Consider the following 21,221-nt stretch of genomic DNA (forward strand, 5'->3'; position numbering starts at 1 on the left):
GAAGCGTCGCGCCGCAGATTTCCCTGATTTGTCATAATCGTCCGGCTCCGGTTGGGGCAAAGGCAGCGCATAACCCAAGCCGTCCCCACTGCGAGAAACCGAGTGCTCGACCACACCGCCCGACCCGACCCGCCAGATCTTGCAGCCTATCTGCGCGCGACCGGCCAGATCGATGCCACCGGATTGGCGCGTGCCGATGCCATCGTTGCCGAAACCGGCCAGAGCCGCGCGGCGGCCCTGGTTCAGCTCGGCCTGATCGGCGAGCGCAGCCTCGCGCTGGCCTATGCGGCCATGCTCTCGCTGCGGCTGCTCGAGCCGGCCGATTACCCGGCCGCGCCAATCCTGCCCGAGCGGCTCCGCCCGCGTTTCCTGCGTGATGCGCGGGCCCTGCCGATCGCGCTCGATGCGGGGGTGCTGCATCTCGCCATGGTCGATCCCGAACGCGATTTCGTGCGCGATGCGATCGCGGCGGCAACCGGTCTTGCGATCCGCATCGCGATCGCGGTGCCGATCGATCTCGACGCCGCGCTCGCCCGTCTCTACCCCGATGCCGCGCTGGCCGCCCCGATCGCCGAGGCCGAGGAGCCGAACGAGGCGGATGCCGAACGGCTGAAGGATCTGGCGAGCGAGGCGCCGGTGATCCGCCTGGTCAATCAGCTCATCGCCCGCGCGGTCGAGACCCAGGCGTCCGACATCCATATCGAGCCGGAGGAAGACCGCCTGCGCATCCGCTATCGCTACGACGGCGCGCTGGTCGAGGCCGAGACCCAGCCCGCCGCGATGGCGCCGGCGATCATGTCGCGCATCAAGATCATGGCCCGGCTCGACATCGCGGAGCGCCGCCTGCCGCAGGATGGGCGGATCAAGCTCGCGGTGCGCGGCCACGAGGTCGATTTCCGGGTCTCCTCGATCCCTTCGCTGCATGGCGAGACGATTTCGATCCGCGTGCTGGATCGCGGCGCGGTGCGTTTCGATTTCGCCGCAATCGGGCTCGATCCCGCCATCACCGCGCAGTTCCGCGCGGCGCTGGCGGCACGCAACGGCATCGTGCTGGTGACCGGCCCGACCGGCAGCGGCAAGACGACGACCCTGTACACCGCCCTTGCCTCGCTCGATGGCGTGGCACGCAACATCACCACGATCGAGGACCCGATCGAGTACCAGTTGCGCGGGGTCAATCAGAGCCAGGTCAAGCCGCAGATCGGGCTCGATTTCGCGCAATTGCTGCGCGCCTTGCTGCGCCAGGACCCGGACGTGATCATGGTGGGTGAAATCCGCGATCTGGAAACCGCGCAGATCGCCGCGCGCGCCGCGCTCACCGGGCATCTGGTGCTGTCGACGCTGCATACCAACTCGGCGGCGGCGACGGTGACACGGCTGCGCGACATGGGGCTCGAGCCGTATCTGATCGCCTCGGTGCTGCGCGGCGTGCTGGCGCAGCGCCTGATCCGGCGGTTATGCGCGGCGTGCAAGCGCCCGGCGCGGATCGATCCGGTGTTCGCCCGGCGTTTCGCGATCGATGACGGGGCGACGGTCTTTCATCCGGTTGGCTGCGCCGCCTGCCGCGGCACCGGGTATCGGGGCCGCCGGGCGATCGCCGAGTTTCTGGTGCCGGATGCCACGATCGGCAAGCTGCTGGCCGATGGCGCGAGCGAGGCGGTGATCGCCAGCACGGCGGGCATGCGCAGCCTGGCGCTGGCCGCGGTCGACGCCGTCGTCGCCGGCGAAACGTCGATGGAAGAAAGCGCGTCATTTTGAAACCCGCCGCCAAACGATCCCCAAGCCCGATCCCCCGGCGGCGCCCGCGCCAACCCCCATGCCCGGAATTAACGAAAGTTTTTTGGTTCTTTTTTCCAAAAAAGAACGTCTTCCTGCCATGCTGACCTTCACCTACCGCACCCTCGACCGCACCGGTGCCGAATCCCGCACCACGATCGAAGCCGCATCCGAACCCGATGCCATTGCCACCCTCAAGCAGCGCGGCCTGATCCTGCTCGGCCCGGATCGGCCCGGCCGGTTCGACCTCGGTGCCCTGCTGGCGACCGAGATCGGCGGTGCGCGCCTGTCGGCGAGCGAGCGGGCCGATTTCACGCGCGAACTCGCTTCGATGCTGCAAGCCGGGCTCGATCTGGAGCGATCCCTGCGCTTTGCCGGCGAGATCGCGGCGCGCGCACGCACGCGCCGGATCATCGCGCATCTGCGCGATCAGGTGCGCGATGGTGCCTCGCTCGCGCAGGCGCTGAGCGCGGAGGCGGCGAGTTTTCCGCGCCTCTACATCGGGCTGGTGCGGGCGGGCGAGGAATCCGGCGCGCTCGCGGGTACGCTGGAAAACCTGGCGGACCTGCTCGAAACATCCCGCGCCCTGCGCGCCTCCATCATGGCGTCGCTGACCTATCCGGCGCTGCTGCTGATTGCGGCGATCGGGGCGATCGTGTTCCTGCTGACCGATGTGCTGCCGGAATTCGTGCCGATTTTCGCGGAAAACGGCGTGAAACTGCCGGGGTCGACCCGGCTGCTGCTGGCGCTCGGGCATGGCTGCGCGGTCGGCTGGCCCTATGCGCTGGCGTTCGCGCTCCTGGGCGGGTTGGCTGTGCGTGCCGTGCTGCGCCGGCCCGGGCCGCGCCGGTCGGTCGATGGGATGCTGCTGCGCCTGCCGGTCGCCGGTGCCTTGTTGCGCGAGGCGGTGGCGGCACGGCTGACCCGCACGCTCGGTGTGCTGCTGACCAACGGCGTCGCCCTGGTACCGGCGCTGGCGATCGTGCAGGAGGTGATCGGCAATCGCGCCGCCGCCGCGGCGATCGCCAGCGCGACCGAGGCGGCGCGGCGCGGCGCCGGCCTCGCGCGCGGGCTGGAAACCGCGGGCCTGCTGCCGATCCGCGCGATCCACCTGCTGCGGCTCGGCGAGGAGACCGGCCAACTCGGCCCGATGGCGCTGCGCGCCGCGGCGATTCACGAGGAACGCACCAGGCTCGGCGTCGAAAAATGCGTCGCACTGCTGGTGCCCGCGATCACCGTGGCGATGGGTGCGGCAATCGGCTTCATCGTGTCCTCGCTGCTGCTCGCCATGCTGGGGCTCGACCAGCTTGCGCGCTGAGGTCGATGCCGGGTTCACCCTGCTCGAAGTGATCGTGGTGGTCGTGATCCTCGGGCTGGTGCTCGGCATGGTGGCCGCCAATGGGCCGCTGCGCAGCCCGCGCCTCGCCCAGGCGGCGGCGGTGCGCGACATCCGCCAGAGCCTGCAGGATGCCGCGGCGCGGGCCATCGCACAGGATCGCACGACGGTGTTCCGCCTCGATCCTGCCCGCGGCATCTGGCGCGAAGGCGGCCGCACCGGCACGCTACCCGCCGGTACCCAGGTGATCTTTCGCGGTGTCACCGGCGTTGCCGCGCGCAAGGCTCCGGTCGGCATGGTGTTTTTCGCGCCCGATGGCAGCGCCAGCGGCGGGCGCATCAGCCTCGCCGGTCCGGGCGGTGTGCGGATCATCGCGATCGACTGGCTGACCGGGCGGATCAAAATCGATGCGCCAGGCCCCCGACGATAGCGGCTTCCTGCTGCTGGAAACGCTGATCGCCTTCGTCATCGCGGCGCTGGCGCTGGCGGTGCTGTATCGTGCCGCGTTCGACGGCGCGGCCTCGGTTGCGGTGTCGCGCCGGGAAACCGCGGCGATCGACCGCGCGCAGTCGCGCCTCGCCGCCTTGCGGGTGATGGCGCCGGCGCATCGCTACGTGCATGCCGGGCCGGACGGTGGAGGGTTTTTCTACCGCGAAACCGCGACCCGGCTGGCCGCACCGCATGGTGCCGCGCTGGTTGCGGTGCGGATCAGCGTGACCGAGCGCTGGGGGGCGGCCGGCCGCGCGGTGACACTGACCAGCCTGGTCGCGGTGCCGGCGCAATGAGGCGCGAGGCCGGCTTCACCCTGCTGGAAATGATGGTGGCGCTGGTCGTGCTCGGCCTGTTGCTGGTCGGTCTGGCCCAGGGGGTCGGTTTCGGACTGGGCAGCTATGCGCGGCAATCCGCCGTGCTCGCCCAGGCCGGGCGGCGGGTCGCGGTCGATCGGGCGTTGCGCCGGCTGATCACCGAGGCACGGCCGGGGCAGGCGGCGGGGGGCGCCCATGTACTGCATCTGATCACGTTGCTGCCGGAGGCGGTTGCCGGCGAGGACCGCTGGATCGATGCGACGATCGTGGTCGATCGGCGGCACGATCTGATCCTGGTCTGGTCGCCGCATCGCGCCGGTGTGGCGCTGCGCCCGGCCGCACCGCCCAGGGTCGAGCGTCTCGCGCGTGCCGTGCAGCGGCTCGATGTCGGCTACTGGTGGCCGCGCACGGTGTTCGGCGCACCGGTGTGGCGGACGCGCGGGCCGGCCGGCGGCCTGCCGCGGCTGATCCGGCTGCGCATCGTCGGCATCGGCCATCATCACCGGTCCGCGCCGGTGCGGTGGCCCGCTCTGATCGCCGCGCCGGCGCTCGCCACCGCGCACTGACATGAAAGCTTCATTTTTCAAAACCCTGTCAGCACGTCACTAGGGCGCAATGGAATTGTTCCGCTGGTATGGCGCCATGCTGGGATCGTTGCTGCCCGCATGGCTGCGCGCCATGATGGGCGGCGGCGCGCCCGCGCTGGTCGTGACCGCCGATCCCGCCGCACCCGGGCGGGCGATGGTCGCGTTGCGCGCGCGCGGCGGGCTGCGCGACCTCGGCCCGCTCGGCGCGCTGCCCAGCCTGTCGCCCGCGCTGCGCCGCGCGGTGACGCTGATACTCGCCGCGCCGGCCCGGCTGATCCTGACCACCACCATCACGCTGCCGCTGGCGGCGGAACGGCATCTGGCGACGGCGGTCGCCTTCGAGATGGATCGGCTCACCCCGTTCGATCCCGAGGAAATCTGGTTCGGCACCGAAATCCTGCGGCGCGACCGTGCTGCCGGGCTGCTGGCGCTGCGCCTCGCTGTTCTGCCGCGTCAGAGCGTGGCCCCGCTGCTCGATGCGCTGGCCGCCGCCGGGCTGCACGCGACGCGCATCGAAGACCCCACGCGCGATGGCATGACGGCGCTGACGCTCGACCACGCCGCACCGCCCGCGCGGCGGCTCGATCGGGTATTGGCCACCCTGTGCGGGCTGCTGGCGCTGGCGTGTCTGATCACGCCGCTGGCGCGCCAGCAGAGCGCGCTCGCCGCTCTCGCCGCGCAGCACAGCGCGCTCGCCCCGCGTCTGCACGAGGCGGAGGTGCTGCGCGCGCGCCTCGCCGCCGCGAGCCAGGGCGCTGCGACCCTCGCGCGCGAACAGGCGCGTGAGGGCGATGCGCTGGCGGCGCTGGCCGCAATCACCACGGCACTGCCGGATCGCAGTTTCCTGACCGATTTTTCGTTCCGCCACGGCGTCGCGACGCTTGATGGCGAGTCGCCGAACGCGGCCGGTCTGGTCGCGGCGCTGTCGGCCGATCACCGCTTCGCCGATCCCGCCTTCGCCGCACCGGTCACCCGCGCGCTCAACGAACACGCCGATATTTTCTCGATCAGGGTGAAAGTCCGCCAGCATGGCCCGCGCTAGGCTGATCGACGGTGCACGGCCCGATCTGCCGACTGGCCGCGCCGGCCAGGGGGCTGCGCTCGGGCTGACGCTGGCGGGTCTGCTGGTGGTGTGGTTCGGCCTGATCGCCCCCGGCCTTGCGTGGTATGATGCACGGGCGCGAAGCATCGCCGAACGCCGCCTGATGATCGCCCATGAGCGCGCCCTGATCGCTGCCCTGCCCGAATTGCGGCGGCGCATCGCGGGGTTGCGGGGCGGTGATATCGCGGCGACCGCCCTGCTCACCGGCGGCTCGGATGCGGTAGCGGGTGCCGCGCTGCAGGGCGATGTGCAGGCGCTGGCGGCGCGGCACGCGATAACCCTCGATTCCGCCGAGATTCTCACAACGGTGAAAACCGGCACGATGCGGCGGATTCCGCTGCGGATCAGCCTGACCACGGACTATCCCCGGCTGATCGCGCTGCTGGGCGCGATCGGGGCCGCCGCGCCGCGCATGCTGGTCGATGACGTCTCGCTGCACGCGACCGGCCTGCCCGATCCGGGGCGCGATCTGCCCCTTCGCGCGCGCTTCACCATCTCGGCGTTCCGCGCCGCGCAACCCCGATGATCACCCTGCGCCGCGCCGCCCTGGTCGTGCTTGCCGCGGCCCTCGCCCTGGTCTGTATGACTGAAATCACCGCGCAACCGCCGCCGCCGCACCAGCCGGTCCCGCTCCTGCCGCCGCACCCGGCAGCACCGCCGCGCGGGGATGCGACCGGCGCGATCACCACGATCCTGGCGCGCCCCCTGTTCCGGCCGGATCGCCGGCCGGTCGCTGTCGCGGCACGGGGCGACACCGCGCTGCCGCGCCTGTCCGGCATTCTGATCGGCCCGTCGCTGCGTCTGGCGATTTTCACCCCGGCGGGCGGGCCGACACGGCTGGTCAAGCAGGGCGGGCGCATCGGCGCCTATCGGGTCAGCACGATCGCCGCGACCGCGGTGACGCTGACGGCACCGGGTGTGCGGCTCGTGCTGACCCCGCGTTTCGCCGGCGTACCGGATGGGCCGCCGCCCGCGGGCCCGCCGCTGCGGCCACAGGGCCTGCCACCCATCCATACGCCTGGAAGACACTAGATGCGCCTGACGCCACCCCGCGTGACCCGCCTGCTGCCGACCCTGCTGCTGCCCGCCGCGATGCTGGCCGGTTGCGCGCCGAAGCCGTTGCCGCCCGATGCGCCGATCACGGCGCAGGGTGGCGCATCGCTCCGGGCGGCCAGGCTGGCGCCCTTGTCGATGCCGCCGCAAAGCGGCACCATCGTCGCCGCCCGGCCGGAGGCCGTCACCGCAAGCTACGGCGCGCAGACGCCGCTGCCGGGTGCCGGCACGCCACCGCCGGGCGCGGCGGGCGGCGCGGTCTCGCTCGATTTCGCCGATACCGATATCCGCGCCGTGGTCGCGCAGATCCTCGGCAATATCCTGCACGTGACGTATACGATCGACCCGGCGGTGCATGGCAAAGCGACGCTGCATACCGCCCATCCGCTGCCGATGGCCGATCTGATCCCGACGCTGCAGACCCTGCTCGGGCAGAACCGGGCCGAGCTGGTGGAAAGCCACGGCATCTACCGCGTCATACCGGTCGCCGCCGCCGGTCCGGCGATGGCGGGGAGCGACGCGCTGGCCGGGGCGACGGTGGTGCCGTTGCGCTATGTCGATGCCGCGCATCTGGCCGCCGTGCTGCAACCCTATGTCGGCAAGGGCGGCCGGGTGGTCGCCGCGCCGGGGCGCAACGCCCTGATCGTCGATGGCGATCCGCAGACCCGCGATACGCTGATCCAGCTGATTTCGGCGTTCGATGTCGATGCGCTGGCCGGCCAATCCTACATCCTGTTTCCCGCCGGCGGCGGCGGGGCGAAGGATTTCGCCACCGCCTTCACCGCCGCGCTGCACGCCGGCAAGACGACCGGATCGATCCGGGTGGTGCCGCTCGAGCGGATCGGCGCGGTCATGGTGATCGCGCCCAGCCTCGCCCAGATCGTCCAGGCCAACCGGGTCTATACAGTGCTCTCCCGCCAGGACGCGGCGACGCGGCGCGTCTGGCACGTCTATTATCTGCATAACAGCAGCGCCGGGGCGGTCGCGCATGTGTTGCAGGAAGCCTTCACCCCGAACGACGTGACGGCGCCATCGAGCGGCAACGAGGGGCAGACCGTGCCCGGACTGGCGGCACAGACCCTGTCCGGCATGCCGGGGGCCAATGCCGGTGCCACCGCTGTGTCCCCGCTCGGCACCACGGCGGGGGGCATCAGCGTCGGCGGAGCGGGCGGTGCCAATGCGGGCGGTGTCAGCGCGGGCAGCAGTCCCGGCGGTGGCCTGGGCAGCGCACCGGCGGCATCGGCGCCCGCCGCCGACAATCCCCTGCTCGGGCCGCTGAGCGGCGGTTCGCTTGGGGGCGCCGGCACCGGCGAGACCGGCGATGGCACGCGCATCATCGCAGCACCGCAGCAGAACGCCGTGCTGGTCTACGCGACCGAGGCGACCGATGCGACGATCCACGCCATGCTGCGCAAGATCGACATCGAACCGCTCGAAGTCGAGATCGACGCCACCATCGCCGAGGTCGATCTGACCGGCGCGCTGCAATACGGCACCCAGTTCTTCTTCAAATCGGGCGGCATCAACGGCGTGCTCAGCCAGGGCACGACATCGAGCCTGGTGCAGAATTTCCCCGGCTTCGTGCTGTCGGGCTATGGCGCGGATGCCGCACCGCTCGCGATCTCGGCGCTGCAATCGGTCACCAAGGTCAGGATCCTGTCCTCACCGCAATTGATGGTGCAGAACGACCGCACCGCCAATCTGCTGGTCGGCAATCTGGTGCCCTACCTGTCGCAGACCTCGCAGAGCACCATCACCACCGGCGCACCGGTGATCAACTCGATCAATTACCAGGAGACCGGCGTGATCCTGCAGATCACGCCGCGCATTTCCAACGACGGGCTGGTGGCGCTCACGATCTCGCAACAGGTCAGCGGCGTCGCACCGACCGTGACGACGCAGGGAATCAACTCGCCTACCTTCTCCGAGCGCGCGGTCTCATCGAGCGTTGTGGTGCACGACGGCCAGACCATCGGCCTCGCCGGGCTGATCAGCGACACTGACCAGCGGCAGAATTCCGGCGTGCCGTTTCTCAAGGACGTGCCGGTGCTGGGCGCCCTGTTCGCCAGCCAGAACAACACCCGCACGCGGGAGGAATTGCTGGTGCTGATCACCCCGCACGTCGTGCACAACCAGACCGACGCCGCGTCATTGACCGCGGATCTACGCCAGGAACTGCCCGGCCCCGCCGCGGTGCCGGACGAGCTGAACGGACTGCCCGCCGATGGTTCGGCCGACCCCAACGCGCGGTTGCGGGCAAGGCTCGGCCTGCATTGACCCGGTCCGCAGCCGCTCCCGACGACCATGGCACGTCCGATCGGGGCTTCGCTCTGCTGATCGTGCTGTTCGTGCTGGTGCTGCTGGCGTTTCTGATCACCCAGTTTCTCGGCGCGGCGCGAATGCAGTTGACCATCGCGGGCAATCTGCGCGGCGCGGCGATGGCCGATGCCGCGGCGGATGGCGGCATTGCCCGCGCCATCGTGGACCTCGCGGACGGCGACGCGCTCGTCCCCACACGAATCGGTGCCAGCACGGTCCGTCTCACGGCGCACAGCATCGCCGGGCGGATCAACCCGAACGTCGCACCCGCCGTGCTGCTGGCAGCCCTGCTGCGTGTGGCGGGTGCCGGACCGGCGCAGGCACAGAGCATCGCGGATGCGATCGTCGCCTGGCGCAGCCCCGCCGCATCCCCCACCGCGCAAGCAGCGCTCGATGCCGCCTATCGCGCAGCGGGCCATGCCAGCGGCCCGAATGGCGAGGGGTTTGCCGCGATCGGCGATCTGGCCGGGGTGATGGGCATGACGCCGGCGCTGTTCACCGCGATCGCGCCGCATCTTTCGCGATTCGCGCCACCGCTGCCGGTCGCCGCGGTGGCCGATCCGGTGGTGCAGGCGGCCCTCCGCCTCGCGGGCAAGATCGATCTGCCGGGCGGTGCGGTGGAGGGGCCACGGATCGTCGAGATCGCCGCGGTCGCCTCAGGCCCCGGCCGCGCCCGCGCGGCACGCTGCGCGGTGGTCCGGCTGAGCCCGTCCAACATCGAGACGCCCTACCGCATCCTGCGCTGGCGCCCGCACGCCTGTGGCCAGTGACGCCCGAGGGACTATCGACCAACCATATCGGGGCGATGCGCCCGCGGGCGAGGCAAATGACATGGAACTATCATGCACAACGGATTAAAATTTGATTATTCCGGTATCAATAACAACCCGGAGATAATCATGAGACGTGCCATATTGATGGCATGTTCGGCGCTTTGCGCGCTGAGCATCACCAGCCAACCCATTCTCGCCGCCGCAACGCCGGTTTCGGCCATGGTCGTTGCTCAACCCGATGCGACCGGCGTGGTAAAATCGGTGATGGCCCGCCGGCCGCATCTGAACCTGTCCGACGCGCAGATGATCCAGCTCGTCAAGAAAAAGATCAAATATGTCTTCGTGATCTACCAGGAAAACCGCTCGTTCGATTCCTATTTCGGCACATTCCCCGGTGCGGACGGCATTTATTCGAAGCCGCCGTCGCAGACCCCCGGCTTTTACCAGGAACTCATCACCCCGACCGGCAAAAAGACCACCATCGCGCCGTTCCGCATCGGGCCGAAGCAATACGCCTGGGACACCGATGATATCGACCACTCGCACGCCCGCATCGTGGCCAAGGAAGACGTGGTCAACGGCAAGCCGCGGATGGACAAGTTCGCGATCACCGAAGAGCTGAAGTATTCACCTTCCGGCAATCCCTCACTCAAGGCCGAGCAATATGGCGAGCTTGCCATGGCGCATGAGGATTGCGACACCATTCCGTTCCTCTGGCAATATGCGTCGCGCTTCGTGCTGTTCGATCATGTGTTCCAGAACATCACCGGTCCCTCGACCCCGGGCAATCTGTCGATCTTCGCGGCCCAGACCGGCCTGACCCAATGGGCGCTGCATCCCTCCGAAGCCTTCGTCTCGCCGAACGGCACGCCGTTCACCGGCATCAGCGGCACCAACAAAGCCGGCGGTACCGTGACGGAGGTCGGCGCCGGCGAACCGGTGATGGACGACAACGACCCGTTCTGGGGCTCGCCGCTCGATCCGGCGTTTGGCCAGCCGGGCACCGTGCCGCTCAACCCGGGTGAGCTCCAGGGTACCGGCGGCGGCAGCGTCGCGATCAACCAGACCTACGCCTCGCTCGCGCTGACCACCGGCGGCCGCGACGCGAAAATGATCGCGCGGCAGGATACCAATCCCGGTATCGACCTCGCCGACATCAATGACGACGTCAGCTACCTGCGCGCGCATGGCCAGAAGCCGGTCGACTGGGCCTGGTTCCAGGAAGGTTACGATCATGAGCCGACCGATCCGGCCAACCCGGTCGATGCCAGCGGCACCCATGCCTCCTACATCACGCACCACAACGGGCCGCAGTATTTCGGCTATATCGCGAACAATCCCGCGCAGAAGGACAACCTGCACGGGCTGGAAGATTTCTTCACCGCGATGAAGACCGGCGGCCTGCCGAGCGCGGGCGGCGTGTTCTACCTCAAGGGCGGCTACCAGAATATTTTCGGCCTCAAACTGGATAACCCCGCCGCCGGGGCGAAGACGAACTTCGTGGGTGACGACGATCACCCCGGCTACTCCGACGCACAGATCTCCGAGGCCCTGGTCGCCAAGGAAGTCAACGCGATCGCGAGAAGCCCGTACTGGAAACACGCCGCGATCATCATCACCTGGGACGATTCGGAAGGGGATTACGATCACGTACCGCCGCCGATCGTGGCCGACGGGCCGGATCATCTGGCGTTCGATTTTGGTCCGCGCGTGCCGCTGATGGTCATCTCGCCCTACGCCCGCGTGCATGCGATTTCGCATGAACCGGGCAGCCAGGCCTCGGTGGTGAAATTCGTCGACGAGGTGTTCGGCCTCACACCGCTCGCCCTGCTGCCGGATGAACTAAAGGGCCGCAAACTGGGCCAGCAGGAATTCGGCCAGCCGAACATCGGTCCGGCCGACGCGCTGACGCCCGACGTCGGCGACCTGATGTCCGCCTTCGATCCGCACCGTCTGAAGGGCCAGATCGCGCCGCTGCCGCCGAGCTACGCGATCATCCCGAACAAGGTGATCATGCATCTGCCGCAGGACAACGGGCTGGGCTGCGACGCCGATGGCATCGTGCCCACCGATATCGCCAAGGGAATCAGGAACCACATCCCGAGCGACTTCAACCCGCTGCCCTCGACCAACCCCTCAACCTGAGCCACGGCATTTCAGAGGCCTATATTTGACAGGAGCGCCAGCATGCAGCCGCATGCTGGCGTATTTTTTCCGGCTTCCCAACTGTCAAGGATAACAATGCGTCTGCACCACGGACTCGCCGCACTGTTGCTCGCTTCAACCACGACCCGCGCCCTCGCGCAGACCGCGCCCGTCAACGCCGGCACCGTCTCGGCCGCATCCGGCGAAACCACGGCCGAAGCCGCGGCGCGCACCAGAAATTTCAAATCCGGCCAGGCGGTGCGCGTGCTCGACCGCGCGCTGTTGGACGCCGCCGGCCCGGTCGGCGGTGCCGCCCAGGCACTGGCCTATGCACCCGGCGTCGCCATCAATTCCTACGCCACCAGCGGTGCGGGCAAGAGCATCATCACCCTCAACGGGGTCAACCAGGGCTGGTCCGGCCTGAACGGCAACGCCCAGGACGGCGCGGTGGCCGTAACCTTCGATGGCATCCCGATCGCCGATCCCGTCACCGGCCTCTGGCAGGCGCCGACCATCCCCTTCCTCGCGATGATCGGTTCGACCAGCGTGGCCTATGGCCCCGGCAACCCCGCGCATCGCTGGTACGACAGCCTCGCCGGCACGGTAGGGTTCAACCCGGTGCAACCCACCGCCAGACCAGGCGGCCGCATCGCCATGACCTATGGCAGCTTCAACCAGAAATCCCTGACCTTCGATGTCCGCACCGGCCTGTACGATGGCTGGTCGAGCATCCTCGCCGGCGGCGTCGGTAACGGCCATTCCTATCGCCAGGGCAACGGCTTTGACAATCCGAACAGCGACGAGGCGATTTTTCTCAAGACGCGGCACGATTTCACCAACGGCGCCCTCAGCTTCGGCGCCTACGACGTGCGCAGCCAGGGATTTCGGCCGACCTATATTCCGCAATCGGCCAATCCCGCCATCACCATCAACGGCCTGAACCCGCAGGGCCAGCCGAACCCCGGCCCGCTCTACAGCCAGGCGACGGCGGGCTACTACGGCTCCCCGCCGTTCGCGACGTACGACAAGAACGATGCCAACGCGATGTATTTGCTCTATGCGAAGCAAACGCTCGATCTCGGCGGCGGCACCACCCTGCATAACCAGGCCTGGTACCTGCACATCAAGCGCACCCACTCGCGCATCACCGATAACTGGACCCAGGGGCCAACGCAGGATCGGCTGCTGCAACCCCATACCAACACGATCGGCGACAAGCTCTGGTTCAGCCATGATTTCGCCTGGAACACGCTGACCTTCGGTGCCTACGCGCTGCACAGTTATTATAACAACAAGGCCAATTTCTATAACCCCGCGGATGGCGGCGGCCCCGACGTCATCAACCCCGGCGGCACCGCGCGCGATGGCGCATTCACCCTCGATCATCAGGCCGTCTTCATCCAGGACGATCTGAAACCGCTGCCCGGCCTGACCATCACCCCGGGCCTGCGGTTCTCCCGCGACCGCCTGGCATTTCATCAGGACATCGCCTCGGGCTTCCTGTTCGCAGGCGGGGCGGCCGGGCATTTCACCGCGCAGGATGTCCTGCCGGCGCAGGCCGAAATCCGCAGCGGCGTCGAACCCTCGCTCGCCGCCAATTATCGCCCGGTCCCCTGGCTCGCGCTGTACGTGAGCTACGCGCAAGCCCTGAAATCACCCGAAGTCGGCGGCGGCGGCGGCCTGTTCCAGCAGATCGCCGGGGCCGACTACCGGCTCGAGCGCGGCCAGTACACCCAGGCCGGCATCAAGCTCGACATCGGGCACGCCGGCCCGCTCGGCAGCCTGCGCGCCGGCGCCGACTTCTATCATCTGCGCTACGGCAGCCAGACCATTCCGATCACCCTGAACAACGCGAGCGAGGTCGGCATCAGCGGCACCTCGCAATATCGCGGCGTGAATATGTATGCGGATGCGAACCCGCTCTACAATCTGCATCTGTTCGCGAACGCCAGCCTGCAAGGCGCCGATTATCAGAATTACACCGTTGAAAACGGCGGGCCGCCGGCGTCCTACAACGGCTATCCGGTCTCCTACGTGCCCGCCCGCACGATGAACCTGGGTGCCGACTACATCGCCGCGATCGGCACCGCGACGATCGCGCCGCGCGCCTGGGTCCAGTACATCGGCCCCGAACACATCTACAACGGCATCACCACCGCGCCGGACTATCGCTCGATGCCCGGCTATCAGACGTTCAACGCCAGCCTGAAACTGACCATGCCGCTGCCCGTCGCCTCGCTGCGGGCGCGCCGGATCGCCTTTACGATCACCGCGCTGAACATTCTCAACCGGCACTACGACAGCTATGAATATATCTCATCGGGCGGCTATTTCGGCACCGCCGGGCTTGCCGGCCTCGCACCGCACTATGCCGCGAACTACATCAACGCCTATCCCGGTGCACCGATGAGCATCTACGGCACGGTGTCGATCACGTTCTGATCCTGCGGGAAATCCGGCCGGCGGAATAATCCGCCGGCCGGCAATGCCGTTCAGACCGCGCGACGCCGCGCGACCAGGCCCAGCCCGACCAGGCCAGTGCCGAGCAGAAGCAGGCTGCCAGGCTCAGGCACCGGCAGGGCAGCCGGCGTAATGGTGAGCGTTCCCGATGAAACGGTGCAGCTGCCCGTGAGAACCGAACAGGTGCGCGCCCCGAATATCACACCCGCGTCACTGAACAGGTTGATGAACTGGTTCGCGGAATCTTTGAACGAAATGCCATTGGTATCGAACGGACTATAAAAATCGGCCCCATTCGCAAAATCGGCGAAGAACAGATTGTCATTGCCCTGAAATTTGTTGACGGCAAGCAGCGTCGTAATGGCGGAATTGTCGAAACGGCCGGTAACGCCGGTGACCCGATAACCACCGCCCGATTGCCTCACAGGTTTCAGAGCGGTCGTGAAACTGCCCGTGATATTGTTGTTCCCGAACCCTCCCTGATAACTGAAGTCATAGGTCCCCGCTGAAGCCGTCGCGACGCCCGCCACAGCGAGTGTGGCCAGCGCGATACCGATTCGTCGAATGATCGTCATGCGTGTTTCCTGCTCTTCAAAAATGTTGCGATATCAGCAAATAAACTATACTTGCGTGACATATTATAAGGGAGCAAGTCTTGTGCCAATTTTTATCTCATTGATTTCAATCAATAAAAAATATTACAAGATTATGACTGTAAAAATTCCTGACTCGGAGAGTCCGTCTCAAATCGTCGCGCCAACGATCCGGCCGTCCGAGACTCAGGGTGGAGCAAGCCCGATAGGGACAGGCTTCAGCCCAGGCGATCGGGCCTTCCGACGTGCGCCCGATCGCACCGCGGATCGATCTGGCCGATGCAAGCCGCGCTCCCTGATGTCCCAGCCCCAACACCATGATGTCATACGCGTTCCGAAACAGCGTCCAACCTCAAAAACATGGCGCGCCGTGACCAAAACCGACCGAAAGTCCACCGCACCAAACGCCTGACCCGATCGAGCCGGTTGACGCGCAGGCCCGTTCGGTCAGACTGCCGGACATGACCGAAGGGCTCTTTCAACCGGACCAGATATCGATCCCCGGCGTGCCGGTGCCCGATCGTAAAGGTCGCACCGACATCTGTGGCCCGCGCCATGCGCTGGAATACGGCTATCTGAACCGGGTCCAGGTCAGCACGCGGCGCATCGTCGACTCCCTCGGCCGCCCCGCACCAGCCGCGGCTCGCAATCGGCAATAGCGAATCCGAAGGGGAAAGCTCCGTTCCGGGCCATACGAGCGATCGCTGCATTTGCATCGCTGCACGAAGCATGGCCAACCTGCCAATCCGTCGATCCCCAGCACGCGAGTGAGCTTGATCATGGCAAACCATCCCACACATCCCCAACGCCTTGCCGGGCAGCGCGCCCTGATCACCGGTGGCACCACCGGCATCGGCCGCGCCGTCGCCGAGCGACTCGCCGCCGAGGGGTGCGGCGTCACCATCACGCATCTGAACGACCCCGACGGTGCGGCCGCCACACTCGATACCCTGCGCGCCATCAACCCCGCCGGTGCCCATGGCACCGAGGCGGCGGACGCCGCCGATCATGACGCGATGGACGCCGTGGTGGCGCGCGCGATCGCACTGACCGGCCGGCTCGATCATCTGGTGAACAACGCCGGCATTCAGTACGAGCAACCGGGCGATCAGTTCGATCCGGTACGCTTCGCCCGGGTCATCGCAGTCAATCTGATCGCGGTGGCACAGGTTTCATCACGCGTGCTGGCGCATATGGTCGAGCACGGCAGCGGCAGCATCGTAACCATCAGCAGCGTGCATGAAACCGTGCCCAAACCGGGATTCCTCTCCTATTCGGCGAGCAAGGGGGCGGTCGGCAACATCACCCGCACCCTCGCGCTGGAATTCGCCCACCGCGGCATCCGGGTCAATGCGGTGGCGCCAGGTGCCACGATCACGCCGATGAACGCATCCTGGACCGGTGATGCCGCGCGCAGACGCGCGGTCGAAGACCATATCCCGATCGGGCGCGCCGCCCAGCCGGCCGAAATCGCCGCGGCGGTGGCGTTCCTGGCCTCGGGCGATGCCAGCTACATCACCGGCCAGACACTGTATGTCTGTGGCGGCCTGTCGCTGCACACCGAGTTCGCCCGCAACTGGACGACCTGAACCGGACGGATTTCACCGAAAATTGTGCTTGCGATCGTTCGCGCGTTCGCTTAGAGAAAATCCACGCAAACGTTTTCGGAATACGTTTGCGGCGGAGAGGAAACATGAAGGTCAGGCGAACGCCGGCCCCCAAAGCAGCGCAGGCGCCCCGCGTGGCCCGCCAAAGCGAACGCCCCCTGGCGAACACGCCCGCCCTCCGCGCCCGCCTGCCCGATGCCGGCCCTGCCACGATGCGCGATGTCGCCGCCCTCGCCGGTGTTTCGATCTCGACCATCTCCCACGTGCTCAACCGCACCCGCGCCGTGCCGGACGCCACCCGCGACCGCGTAATGCAGGCGGTCGCCACCGCCGGCTACACCCCCAATTCGGTCGCCCGCTCGCTCAAGCGCGCGGAAACCCGTACCATCGGCATCGCGATCGGCGACATCACCAACCCCCATTTCACCGCCGTGGTCGATGCGATCGAAACCTCCGCGCGCGAGCAGGGCTATACCGTCATCCTCGTCGGCATCAGCGAATCCGCCGATCGCGAGATCGAGGCGCTCGACGCGCTGCTCGGCCGCCGGGTCGATGGGCTGATATTGGCCCCCTCCGCCGATGGGGGCGCCGCCGTGCTGGACCGCGTGGCACGCCATAACATTCCCGTCGTGCAGATCGATCGGGTCGCGAGCCCCGCCTGCGATGCCGTCGTGGTCGCCAATGCCGATGGCGCCCGCCGCCTCGTGCGCCACCTCGCCGCCTGCGGCCACCGGCGGATCGGTATGCTGACCGGCCTGCCCGGCCTGAGTTCGACGCGCGAACGCATCGCCGGCTATCGGGCCGGTCTGCGCGATGCCGGCATCCCCTACGATGCGAAGCTGCTGGCCTGCGGCGAATACAGCGCCGAACCGGCCCGCCGCGCCACCGAGGCACTGCTCGCGCTGGCCGCACCACCCACCGCCCTCTTCGCCTCGAACAATCTGATGACCCTGGGCACAATGCAGGCCCTGGCCGACCATGACCTCGCCGTGCCCGACGATATCGCCCTGGTCGCGTTCGACGATTTCGCCTGGACCGATCTGTTCAAGCCGCATCTGACCACCGTGGCACAGCCATGCCGCGAAATCGGCATCACCGCGGTGCGCCTGCTGCTCGAACGCCTGGCGGAACCGGGCCTGCGGCCACGCCTTACGCGCCTGCCGGTCACGATCCGGCACCGCCGCTCATGCGGCTGTGCGGCGGATGCGGGCGCGATCGCATGAAATCTTCAACTGAAAGGGAGGCTGGATCATCGAGACGACGGATATCGCAAGGGGTTTATGCGGGGAAGAATAAGCAAAGTAAGGCTTCTTTTTTGTAAAAAAGAAGCAAAAAACTTTTTGACTTTGGGGCCACGGGCGCTTTCACAGCCGCAGTCCTAAATTACTAAAGTTTTTTTTGCTTCTTTTTTGTTCACAAAAAAGAAGAACTTGCTTCCCTCACCTTTCCCTTCACCAACCAAGAATTTCATTGACCCGAGGCGCAAAAACGCCCTCAATCATCGAAAACGACGCAAGACCAACCAGGAGAGAAACATGACCATCCACAAAAAAATCGCGAGCCGCGCCATTCTTGCGCTCGCCGCCGCCACGGCCCTCGGTGCCGCGACCGCCCAGGCCGCGCCGATCAAGGCCTGCCTGATCACCAAGACCGATTCCAACCCGTATTTCGTCACCATGCGCACCGGCGCGCTCGCCGAAGCCAGGAAACTCGGCGTCGATCTGAAAACCTATGCCGGCAAATACGACGGCGACAATCAATCCCAGGTCTCCGCGATCGAAACCTGCATCGCCGATGGTGCCAAGGGCATTCTGATCACACCGTCCGACACCAAGGCGATCGTGCCGACCGTGGAAAAGGCCCGCAAGGCCGGCCTGCTGGTGATCGCGCTCGATACCGCGCTCGACCCCACCAGCGCCGCCGACATGACCTTCGCCACCGATAATTTCGAGGCCGGCAAGCTGATCGGCGAATGGGCCAAGGCGAAACTCGGTGCCAAGGCGAAGGACGCCAAGATCGCCATGCTCGACCTGTCGATCTCGCATCCGACCGTCGATATCGACCGCGATCACGGCTTCCTCGCCGGCTTCGGCGTACCGATCAAGGACCCCAACACGTTCGACGTGCCGGATCCCCAGATCGTCGGCCACGCAGAGACCGGCGGTTCGGAAGAAGGCGGCCAGAAAGGCATGGAGACGCTGCTGGCCCGCAACCCCAACATCAACCTGGTCTACGCGATCAACGAGCCGGCGGCATTCGGCGCCTATCAGGCGCTGAAATCGGTCGGCAAGACCAAGGACGTCACGATCGTGGCGATCGATGGCAGCTGTTCGGGCGTGGCCGGCGTCAAGGCCGGGATCATCGGTGCTGATTCGCAGCAATATCCGCTGAAAATGGCCTCGCTGGGCATCGCCGCCATCGTGAAATTCGCTAAGGACGGCACCAAGCCCGCCGCCAGCGCCGGCAAGGATTTCTACAACACCGGCACCCAGCTGATCACGGCGCACCCCGTGCCCGGCGTCCCCTCGATCACCCCGGCCCAGGGCGCCAAGCTCTGCTGGGGCAAATAAAAGCTAAAAAACGAGCAACGGGAGCGGCGCGCGCCGCCGCTCCCTTCATCACCGCGCGAAACAATCACGCGGTCCTGGAGGGGAAGACATGTCGACCATTTCACCGGGCCCACAGGGCTTCGAGGCCGCAATCAAACCCGCCGGCACCGACCAGGTGGCCGAGTTCGTCCACCGCAAATCGGCGCTCGAACGGATGCAGCACATCCTGCACGAAACGCCGTGGCTCGCACCGCTGCTGGTGCTGATCGCCTCGCTGATCGGCTTCGGCATTGCGGTCGGCGCGCGGTTCTTTTCGGCCTATGCGCTGACGCTGATCCTTCAGCAGGTGACCATCACCGGCATCGTCGGCGTGGCCCAATCGCTGGTCATTCTCACCGCCGGGATCGATCTGTCGGTCGGTGCCATCATGGTGTTCTCCTCGGTGCTGATGGGCCAATGCACCTTCGTCTACGGCCTGCCGGCGCCGATTTCGATTCTGTGCGGTTTCGCCTTCGGCGCCGCGGTCGGTTATCTGAACGGCACACTGGTCGCGCGGATGAAACTGCCGCCCTTCATCGTCACCCTCGGCATGTGGCAGATCGTGCTGGCCGCGAACTATCTGTATTCCAATAACCAGACGATCGGCGCCACCCAGATCGAGCTGAAAGCCCCGCTGCTGCAATATCTCGGCAACACCTTCGTGATCGGCGCCAACGCGGCGGGCAACGGCGGTGCCACCTTCACCTACGGCGTCATTCTGATGCTCGCCCTGGTCCTGCTGTTCGCCTACGTGCTGCGCCACACCGCCTGGGGGCGGCATGTCTATGCGGTCGGTGACGATCCGGACGCGGCGGCACTCGCCGGCGTGCAGGTGAAGCGCATGTTGATCGGCGTCTATACCTTGTCCGGCCTGGTCTGTGCTGTGGCCGGCTGGGCGTTGATCGGCCGCATCGGCGCCATTTCACCGAATTCGGGCCAGTTCGAAAACATCAACTCGATCACTGCGGTCGTGATCGGCGGCATTTCGCTGTTCGGCGGACGGGGCTCGATTCTCGGCATGATTTTCGGTGCCATGATCGTCGGCGTGTTCACCCTCGGCCTCAACATGTACGGCACCGACCCGCAATGGACCTATCTGCTGATCGGCGCGCTCATCATCGTCGCCGTCGGGGTCGATCAATGGATCAGAAAGGCAGCCGTGTAATGGAACCGATTCTCACAGGCCGTAACCTCGTCAAGCGCTACGGACGCGTCACCGCGCTCGATAATTGCGATTTCGACCTCTATCCAGGCGAGATCCTCGCCGTGATCGGCGACAACGGCGCGGGCAAATCCTCGCTCATCAAAGCGATCTCCGGCGCGGTACAGCTCGATGAGGGGGAAATCACCCTCGAAGGCCGCAAGGTGCGCTTCGCCTCGCCCATCGCGGCCCGCGCCGCCGGCATCGAAACCGTATACCAGACGCTCGCGATGTCACCCGGCCTGTCGATCGCGGACAACATGTTCATGGGCCGCGAAATTCGCAAACCGGGCATTCTCGGCAGCGTGTTCCGCAAGCTCGACCACGCGGAGATGCAGCGCATCGCACGCCAGAAACTCAGCGAGCTTGGCCTGATGACGATCCAGAACATCAACCAGGCGGTCGAGACGCTCTCGGGCGGCCAGCGCCAGGGCGTCGCGGTGGCCCGGGCGGCGGCGTTCGGCTCGAAAGTCATCATCCTCGATGAACCGACGGCGGCGCTGGGCGTCAAGGAATCCCGCCGCGTGCTCGAACTCATCCTCGACGTCCGCTCCCGCGGCATTCCGATCATTCTGATCAGCCACAACATGCCCCATGTGTTCGAAGTGGCGGACCGCATCCACGTCCACCGCCTCGGCCGCCGCCTCTGCCTGATCGATCCGAAAGAGCACAGCATGTCCGACGCGGTCGCCTACATGACCGGCGCAAAAGTGCCGGATCAGGCGCTCGCCGCATGAAGGCACACGGGCGGGCGGTCCGCAAATCCGACCGGCATATTCATTCGGAAACGCCCACCTCTTCGCTGCTCCCGCCTCGCTAATCTCTTAATTTGAGATTTAATATCAAAAACTACAAAACTTCTTGTCAAACACATC

At 66.7% G+C, this 21,221-nt stretch carries 19 protein-coding genes; 18 read left to right on the top strand and 1 reads right to left on the bottom strand.

Annotation, left to right across the window (positions count from 1 at the left end; all coding sequences use genetic code 11):
- Positions 1–102 precede the first annotated feature (102 nt).
- From AruPA_RS02785 to AruPA_RS02840, 12 genes are all read left to right on the top strand, one after another.
- Positions 103–1,758, top strand: coding sequence for a GspE/PulE family protein (locus AruPA_RS02785; RefSeq protein WP_265634867.1), 1,656 nt, complete (start codon positions 103–105; stop codon positions 1,756–1,758).
- A 118-nt stretch (positions 1,759–1,876) separates the two neighbouring features.
- On the top strand, positions 1,877–3,094 hold the full coding sequence (locus tag AruPA_RS02790; protein ID WP_265634869.1) for a type II secretion system F family protein: 1,218 nt from the start codon (positions 1,877–1,879) through the stop codon (positions 3,092–3,094).
- A complete protein-coding gene (locus tag AruPA_RS02795) occupies positions 3,084–3,542 on the top strand; it encodes a GspH/FimT family pseudopilin (protein WP_265634871.1) in 459 nt (152 codons plus the stop codon). Before AruPA_RS02790 ends, AruPA_RS02795 begins: the two co-directional genes overlap by 11 nt.
- Positions 3,520–3,897: a hypothetical protein gene (locus tag AruPA_RS02800; protein WP_265634873.1), complete on the top strand. Its 378-nt coding sequence runs from the start codon at positions 3,520–3,522 to the stop codon at positions 3,895–3,897. Before AruPA_RS02795 ends, AruPA_RS02800 begins: the two co-directional genes overlap by 23 nt.
- A complete protein-coding gene (locus AruPA_RS02805) occupies positions 3,894–4,484 on the top strand; it encodes a prepilin-type N-terminal cleavage/methylation domain-containing protein (protein ID WP_265634876.1) in 591 nt (196 codons plus the stop codon). Before AruPA_RS02800 ends, AruPA_RS02805 begins: the two co-directional genes overlap by 4 nt.
- Before the next feature lie 49 nt (positions 4,485–4,533).
- Positions 4,534–5,547 carry a PilN domain-containing protein gene (locus AruPA_RS02810; protein WP_265634878.1) on the top strand — a complete coding sequence of 338 codons (1,014 nt, stop codon included), beginning with the start codon at positions 4,534–4,536 and terminating at the stop codon, positions 5,545–5,547.
- Positions 5,534–6,133, top strand: coding sequence for a type II secretion system protein GspM (gene gspM / locus AruPA_RS02815; RefSeq protein WP_265634880.1), 600 nt, complete (start codon positions 5,534–5,536; stop codon positions 6,131–6,133). The genes AruPA_RS02810 and gspM overlap by 14 nt, the downstream gene beginning before the upstream one ends.
- The gene (locus AruPA_RS02820) at positions 6,130–6,639 is read left to right on the top strand and encodes a hypothetical protein (RefSeq protein WP_265634882.1); all 510 of its coding nucleotides are present in this window, start codon (positions 6,130–6,132) and stop codon (positions 6,637–6,639) included. The genes gspM and AruPA_RS02820 overlap by 4 nt, the downstream gene beginning before the upstream one ends.
- Positions 6,640–8,937, top strand: a complete 2,298-nt coding sequence (gene gspD / locus AruPA_RS02825) for a type II secretion system secretin GspD (protein WP_265634884.1) — start codon at positions 6,640–6,642, stop codon at positions 8,935–8,937.
- A complete protein-coding gene (locus tag AruPA_RS02830; protein ID WP_265634886.1) occupies positions 8,934–9,749 on the top strand; it encodes a type II secretion system protein GspK in 816 nt (271 codons plus the stop codon). Before gspD ends, AruPA_RS02830 begins: the two co-directional genes overlap by 4 nt.
- Before the next feature lie 129 nt (positions 9,750–9,878).
- Positions 9,879–11,897, top strand: a complete 2,019-nt coding sequence (locus AruPA_RS02835) for a phospholipase C (protein WP_265634888.1) — start codon at positions 9,879–9,881, stop codon at positions 11,895–11,897.
- A gap of 96 nt (positions 11,898–11,993) precedes the next feature.
- The gene (locus AruPA_RS02840; protein WP_265634890.1) at positions 11,994–14,339 is read left to right on the top strand and encodes a TonB-dependent receptor; all 2,346 of its coding nucleotides are present in this window, start codon (positions 11,994–11,996) and stop codon (positions 14,337–14,339) included.
- Between the two features lie 50 nt (positions 14,340–14,389).
- Here the strand turns inward: AruPA_RS02840 and AruPA_RS02845 are convergent, their stop codons facing one another.
- Positions 14,390–14,932 carry a PEP-CTERM sorting domain-containing protein gene (locus AruPA_RS02845; RefSeq protein ID WP_265634892.1) on the bottom strand — a complete coding sequence of 181 codons (543 nt, stop codon included), beginning with the start codon at positions 14,930–14,932 and terminating at the stop codon, positions 14,390–14,392.
- Positions 14,933–15,411: 479 nt separating this feature from the next.
- Between AruPA_RS02845 and AruPA_RS02850 the strand changes: the two genes are divergently transcribed.
- The 6 genes from AruPA_RS02850 to AruPA_RS02875 all read left to right on the top strand — a co-directional run bounded on the left by AruPA_RS02850 (position 15,412) and on the right by AruPA_RS02875 (position 21,083).
- Positions 15,412–15,609, top strand: coding sequence for a hypothetical protein (locus tag AruPA_RS02850; RefSeq protein ID WP_265634893.1), 198 nt, complete (start codon positions 15,412–15,414; stop codon positions 15,607–15,609).
- Between the two features lie 120 nt (positions 15,610–15,729).
- On the top strand, positions 15,730–16,539 hold the full coding sequence (locus AruPA_RS02855) for an SDR family NAD(P)-dependent oxidoreductase (protein WP_265634896.1): 810 nt from the start codon (positions 15,730–15,732) through the stop codon (positions 16,537–16,539).
- 104 nt (positions 16,540–16,643) lie between these two features.
- A complete protein-coding gene (locus tag AruPA_RS02860) occupies positions 16,644–17,780 on the top strand; it encodes a LacI family DNA-binding transcriptional regulator (protein ID WP_265634898.1) in 1,137 nt (378 codons plus the stop codon).
- Positions 17,781–18,092: 312 nt separating this feature from the next.
- On the top strand, positions 18,093–19,127 hold the full coding sequence (locus AruPA_RS02865; protein WP_265634900.1) for a substrate-binding domain-containing protein: 1,035 nt from the start codon (positions 18,093–18,095) through the stop codon (positions 19,125–19,127).
- Between the two features lie 88 nt (positions 19,128–19,215).
- Entirely contained in the window at positions 19,216–20,310 is a 1,095-nt protein-coding gene (locus tag AruPA_RS02870; protein WP_265634902.1) for an ABC transporter permease, read from the top strand.
- Positions 20,310–21,083 (top strand): ATP-binding cassette domain-containing protein, encoded by a 774-nt coding sequence (locus tag AruPA_RS02875; RefSeq protein ID WP_265634903.1) that lies wholly within the window; start codon positions 20,310–20,312, stop codon positions 21,081–21,083. Before AruPA_RS02870 ends, AruPA_RS02875 begins: the two co-directional genes overlap by 1 nt.
- The last annotated feature ends 138 nt before the right edge of the window (positions 21,084–21,221 follow it).

The sequence above is a fragment of the Acidiphilium sp. PA genome (assembly GCF_026191915.1).
Classification (GTDB): domain Bacteria; phylum Pseudomonadota; class Alphaproteobacteria; order Acetobacterales; family Acetobacteraceae; genus Acidiphilium.

Excerpts from the sequence above, each read along its gene's own strand:
- AruPA_RS02810 (WP_265634878.1), top strand. The coding sequence starts at position 4,534 with ATGGAATTGTTCCGCTGGTATGGCGCCATGCTGGGATCGTTGCTGCCC.
- gspM (WP_265634880.1), top strand. The coding sequence starts at position 5,534 with ATGGCCCGCGCTAGGCTGATCGACGGTGCACGGCCCGATCTGCCGACT.
- AruPA_RS02840 (WP_265634890.1), top strand. The coding sequence starts at position 11,994 with ATGCGTCTGCACCACGGACTCGCCGCACTGTTGCTCGCTTCAACCACG.
- AruPA_RS02800 (WP_265634873.1), top strand. The coding sequence starts at position 3,520 with ATGCGCCAGGCCCCCGACGATAGCGGCTTCCTGCTGCTGGAAACGCTG.
- AruPA_RS02835 (WP_265634888.1), top strand. The coding sequence starts at position 9,879 with ATGAGACGTGCCATATTGATGGCATGTTCGGCGCTTTGCGCGCTGAGC.
- AruPA_RS02870 (WP_265634902.1), top strand. The coding sequence starts at position 19,216 with ATGTCGACCATTTCACCGGGCCCACAGGGCTTCGAGGCCGCAATCAAA.
- AruPA_RS02860 (WP_265634898.1), top strand. The coding sequence starts at position 16,644 with ATGAAGGTCAGGCGAACGCCGGCCCCCAAAGCAGCGCAGGCGCCCCGC.
- AruPA_RS02855 (WP_265634896.1), top strand. The coding sequence starts at position 15,730 with ATGGCAAACCATCCCACACATCCCCAACGCCTTGCCGGGCAGCGCGCC.
- AruPA_RS02850 (WP_265634893.1), top strand. The coding sequence starts at position 15,412 with ATGACCGAAGGGCTCTTTCAACCGGACCAGATATCGATCCCCGGCGTG.
- AruPA_RS02875 (WP_265634903.1), top strand. The coding sequence starts at position 20,310 with ATGGAACCGATTCTCACAGGCCGTAACCTCGTCAAGCGCTACGGACGC.
- AruPA_RS02820 (WP_265634882.1), top strand. The coding sequence starts at position 6,130 with ATGATCACCCTGCGCCGCGCCGCCCTGGTCGTGCTTGCCGCGGCCCTC.
- gspD (WP_265634884.1), top strand. The coding sequence starts at position 6,640 with ATGCGCCTGACGCCACCCCGCGTGACCCGCCTGCTGCCGACCCTGCTG.
- AruPA_RS02790 (WP_265634869.1), top strand. The coding sequence starts at position 1,877 with ATGCTGACCTTCACCTACCGCACCCTCGACCGCACCGGTGCCGAATCC.
- AruPA_RS02805 (WP_265634876.1), top strand. The coding sequence starts at position 3,894 with ATGAGGCGCGAGGCCGGCTTCACCCTGCTGGAAATGATGGTGGCGCTG.
- AruPA_RS02865 (WP_265634900.1), top strand. The coding sequence starts at position 18,093 with ATGACCATCCACAAAAAAATCGCGAGCCGCGCCATTCTTGCGCTCGCC.
- AruPA_RS02845 (WP_265634892.1), bottom strand. The coding sequence starts at position 14,932 with ATGACGATCATTCGACGAATCGGTATCGCGCTGGCCACACTCGCTGTG.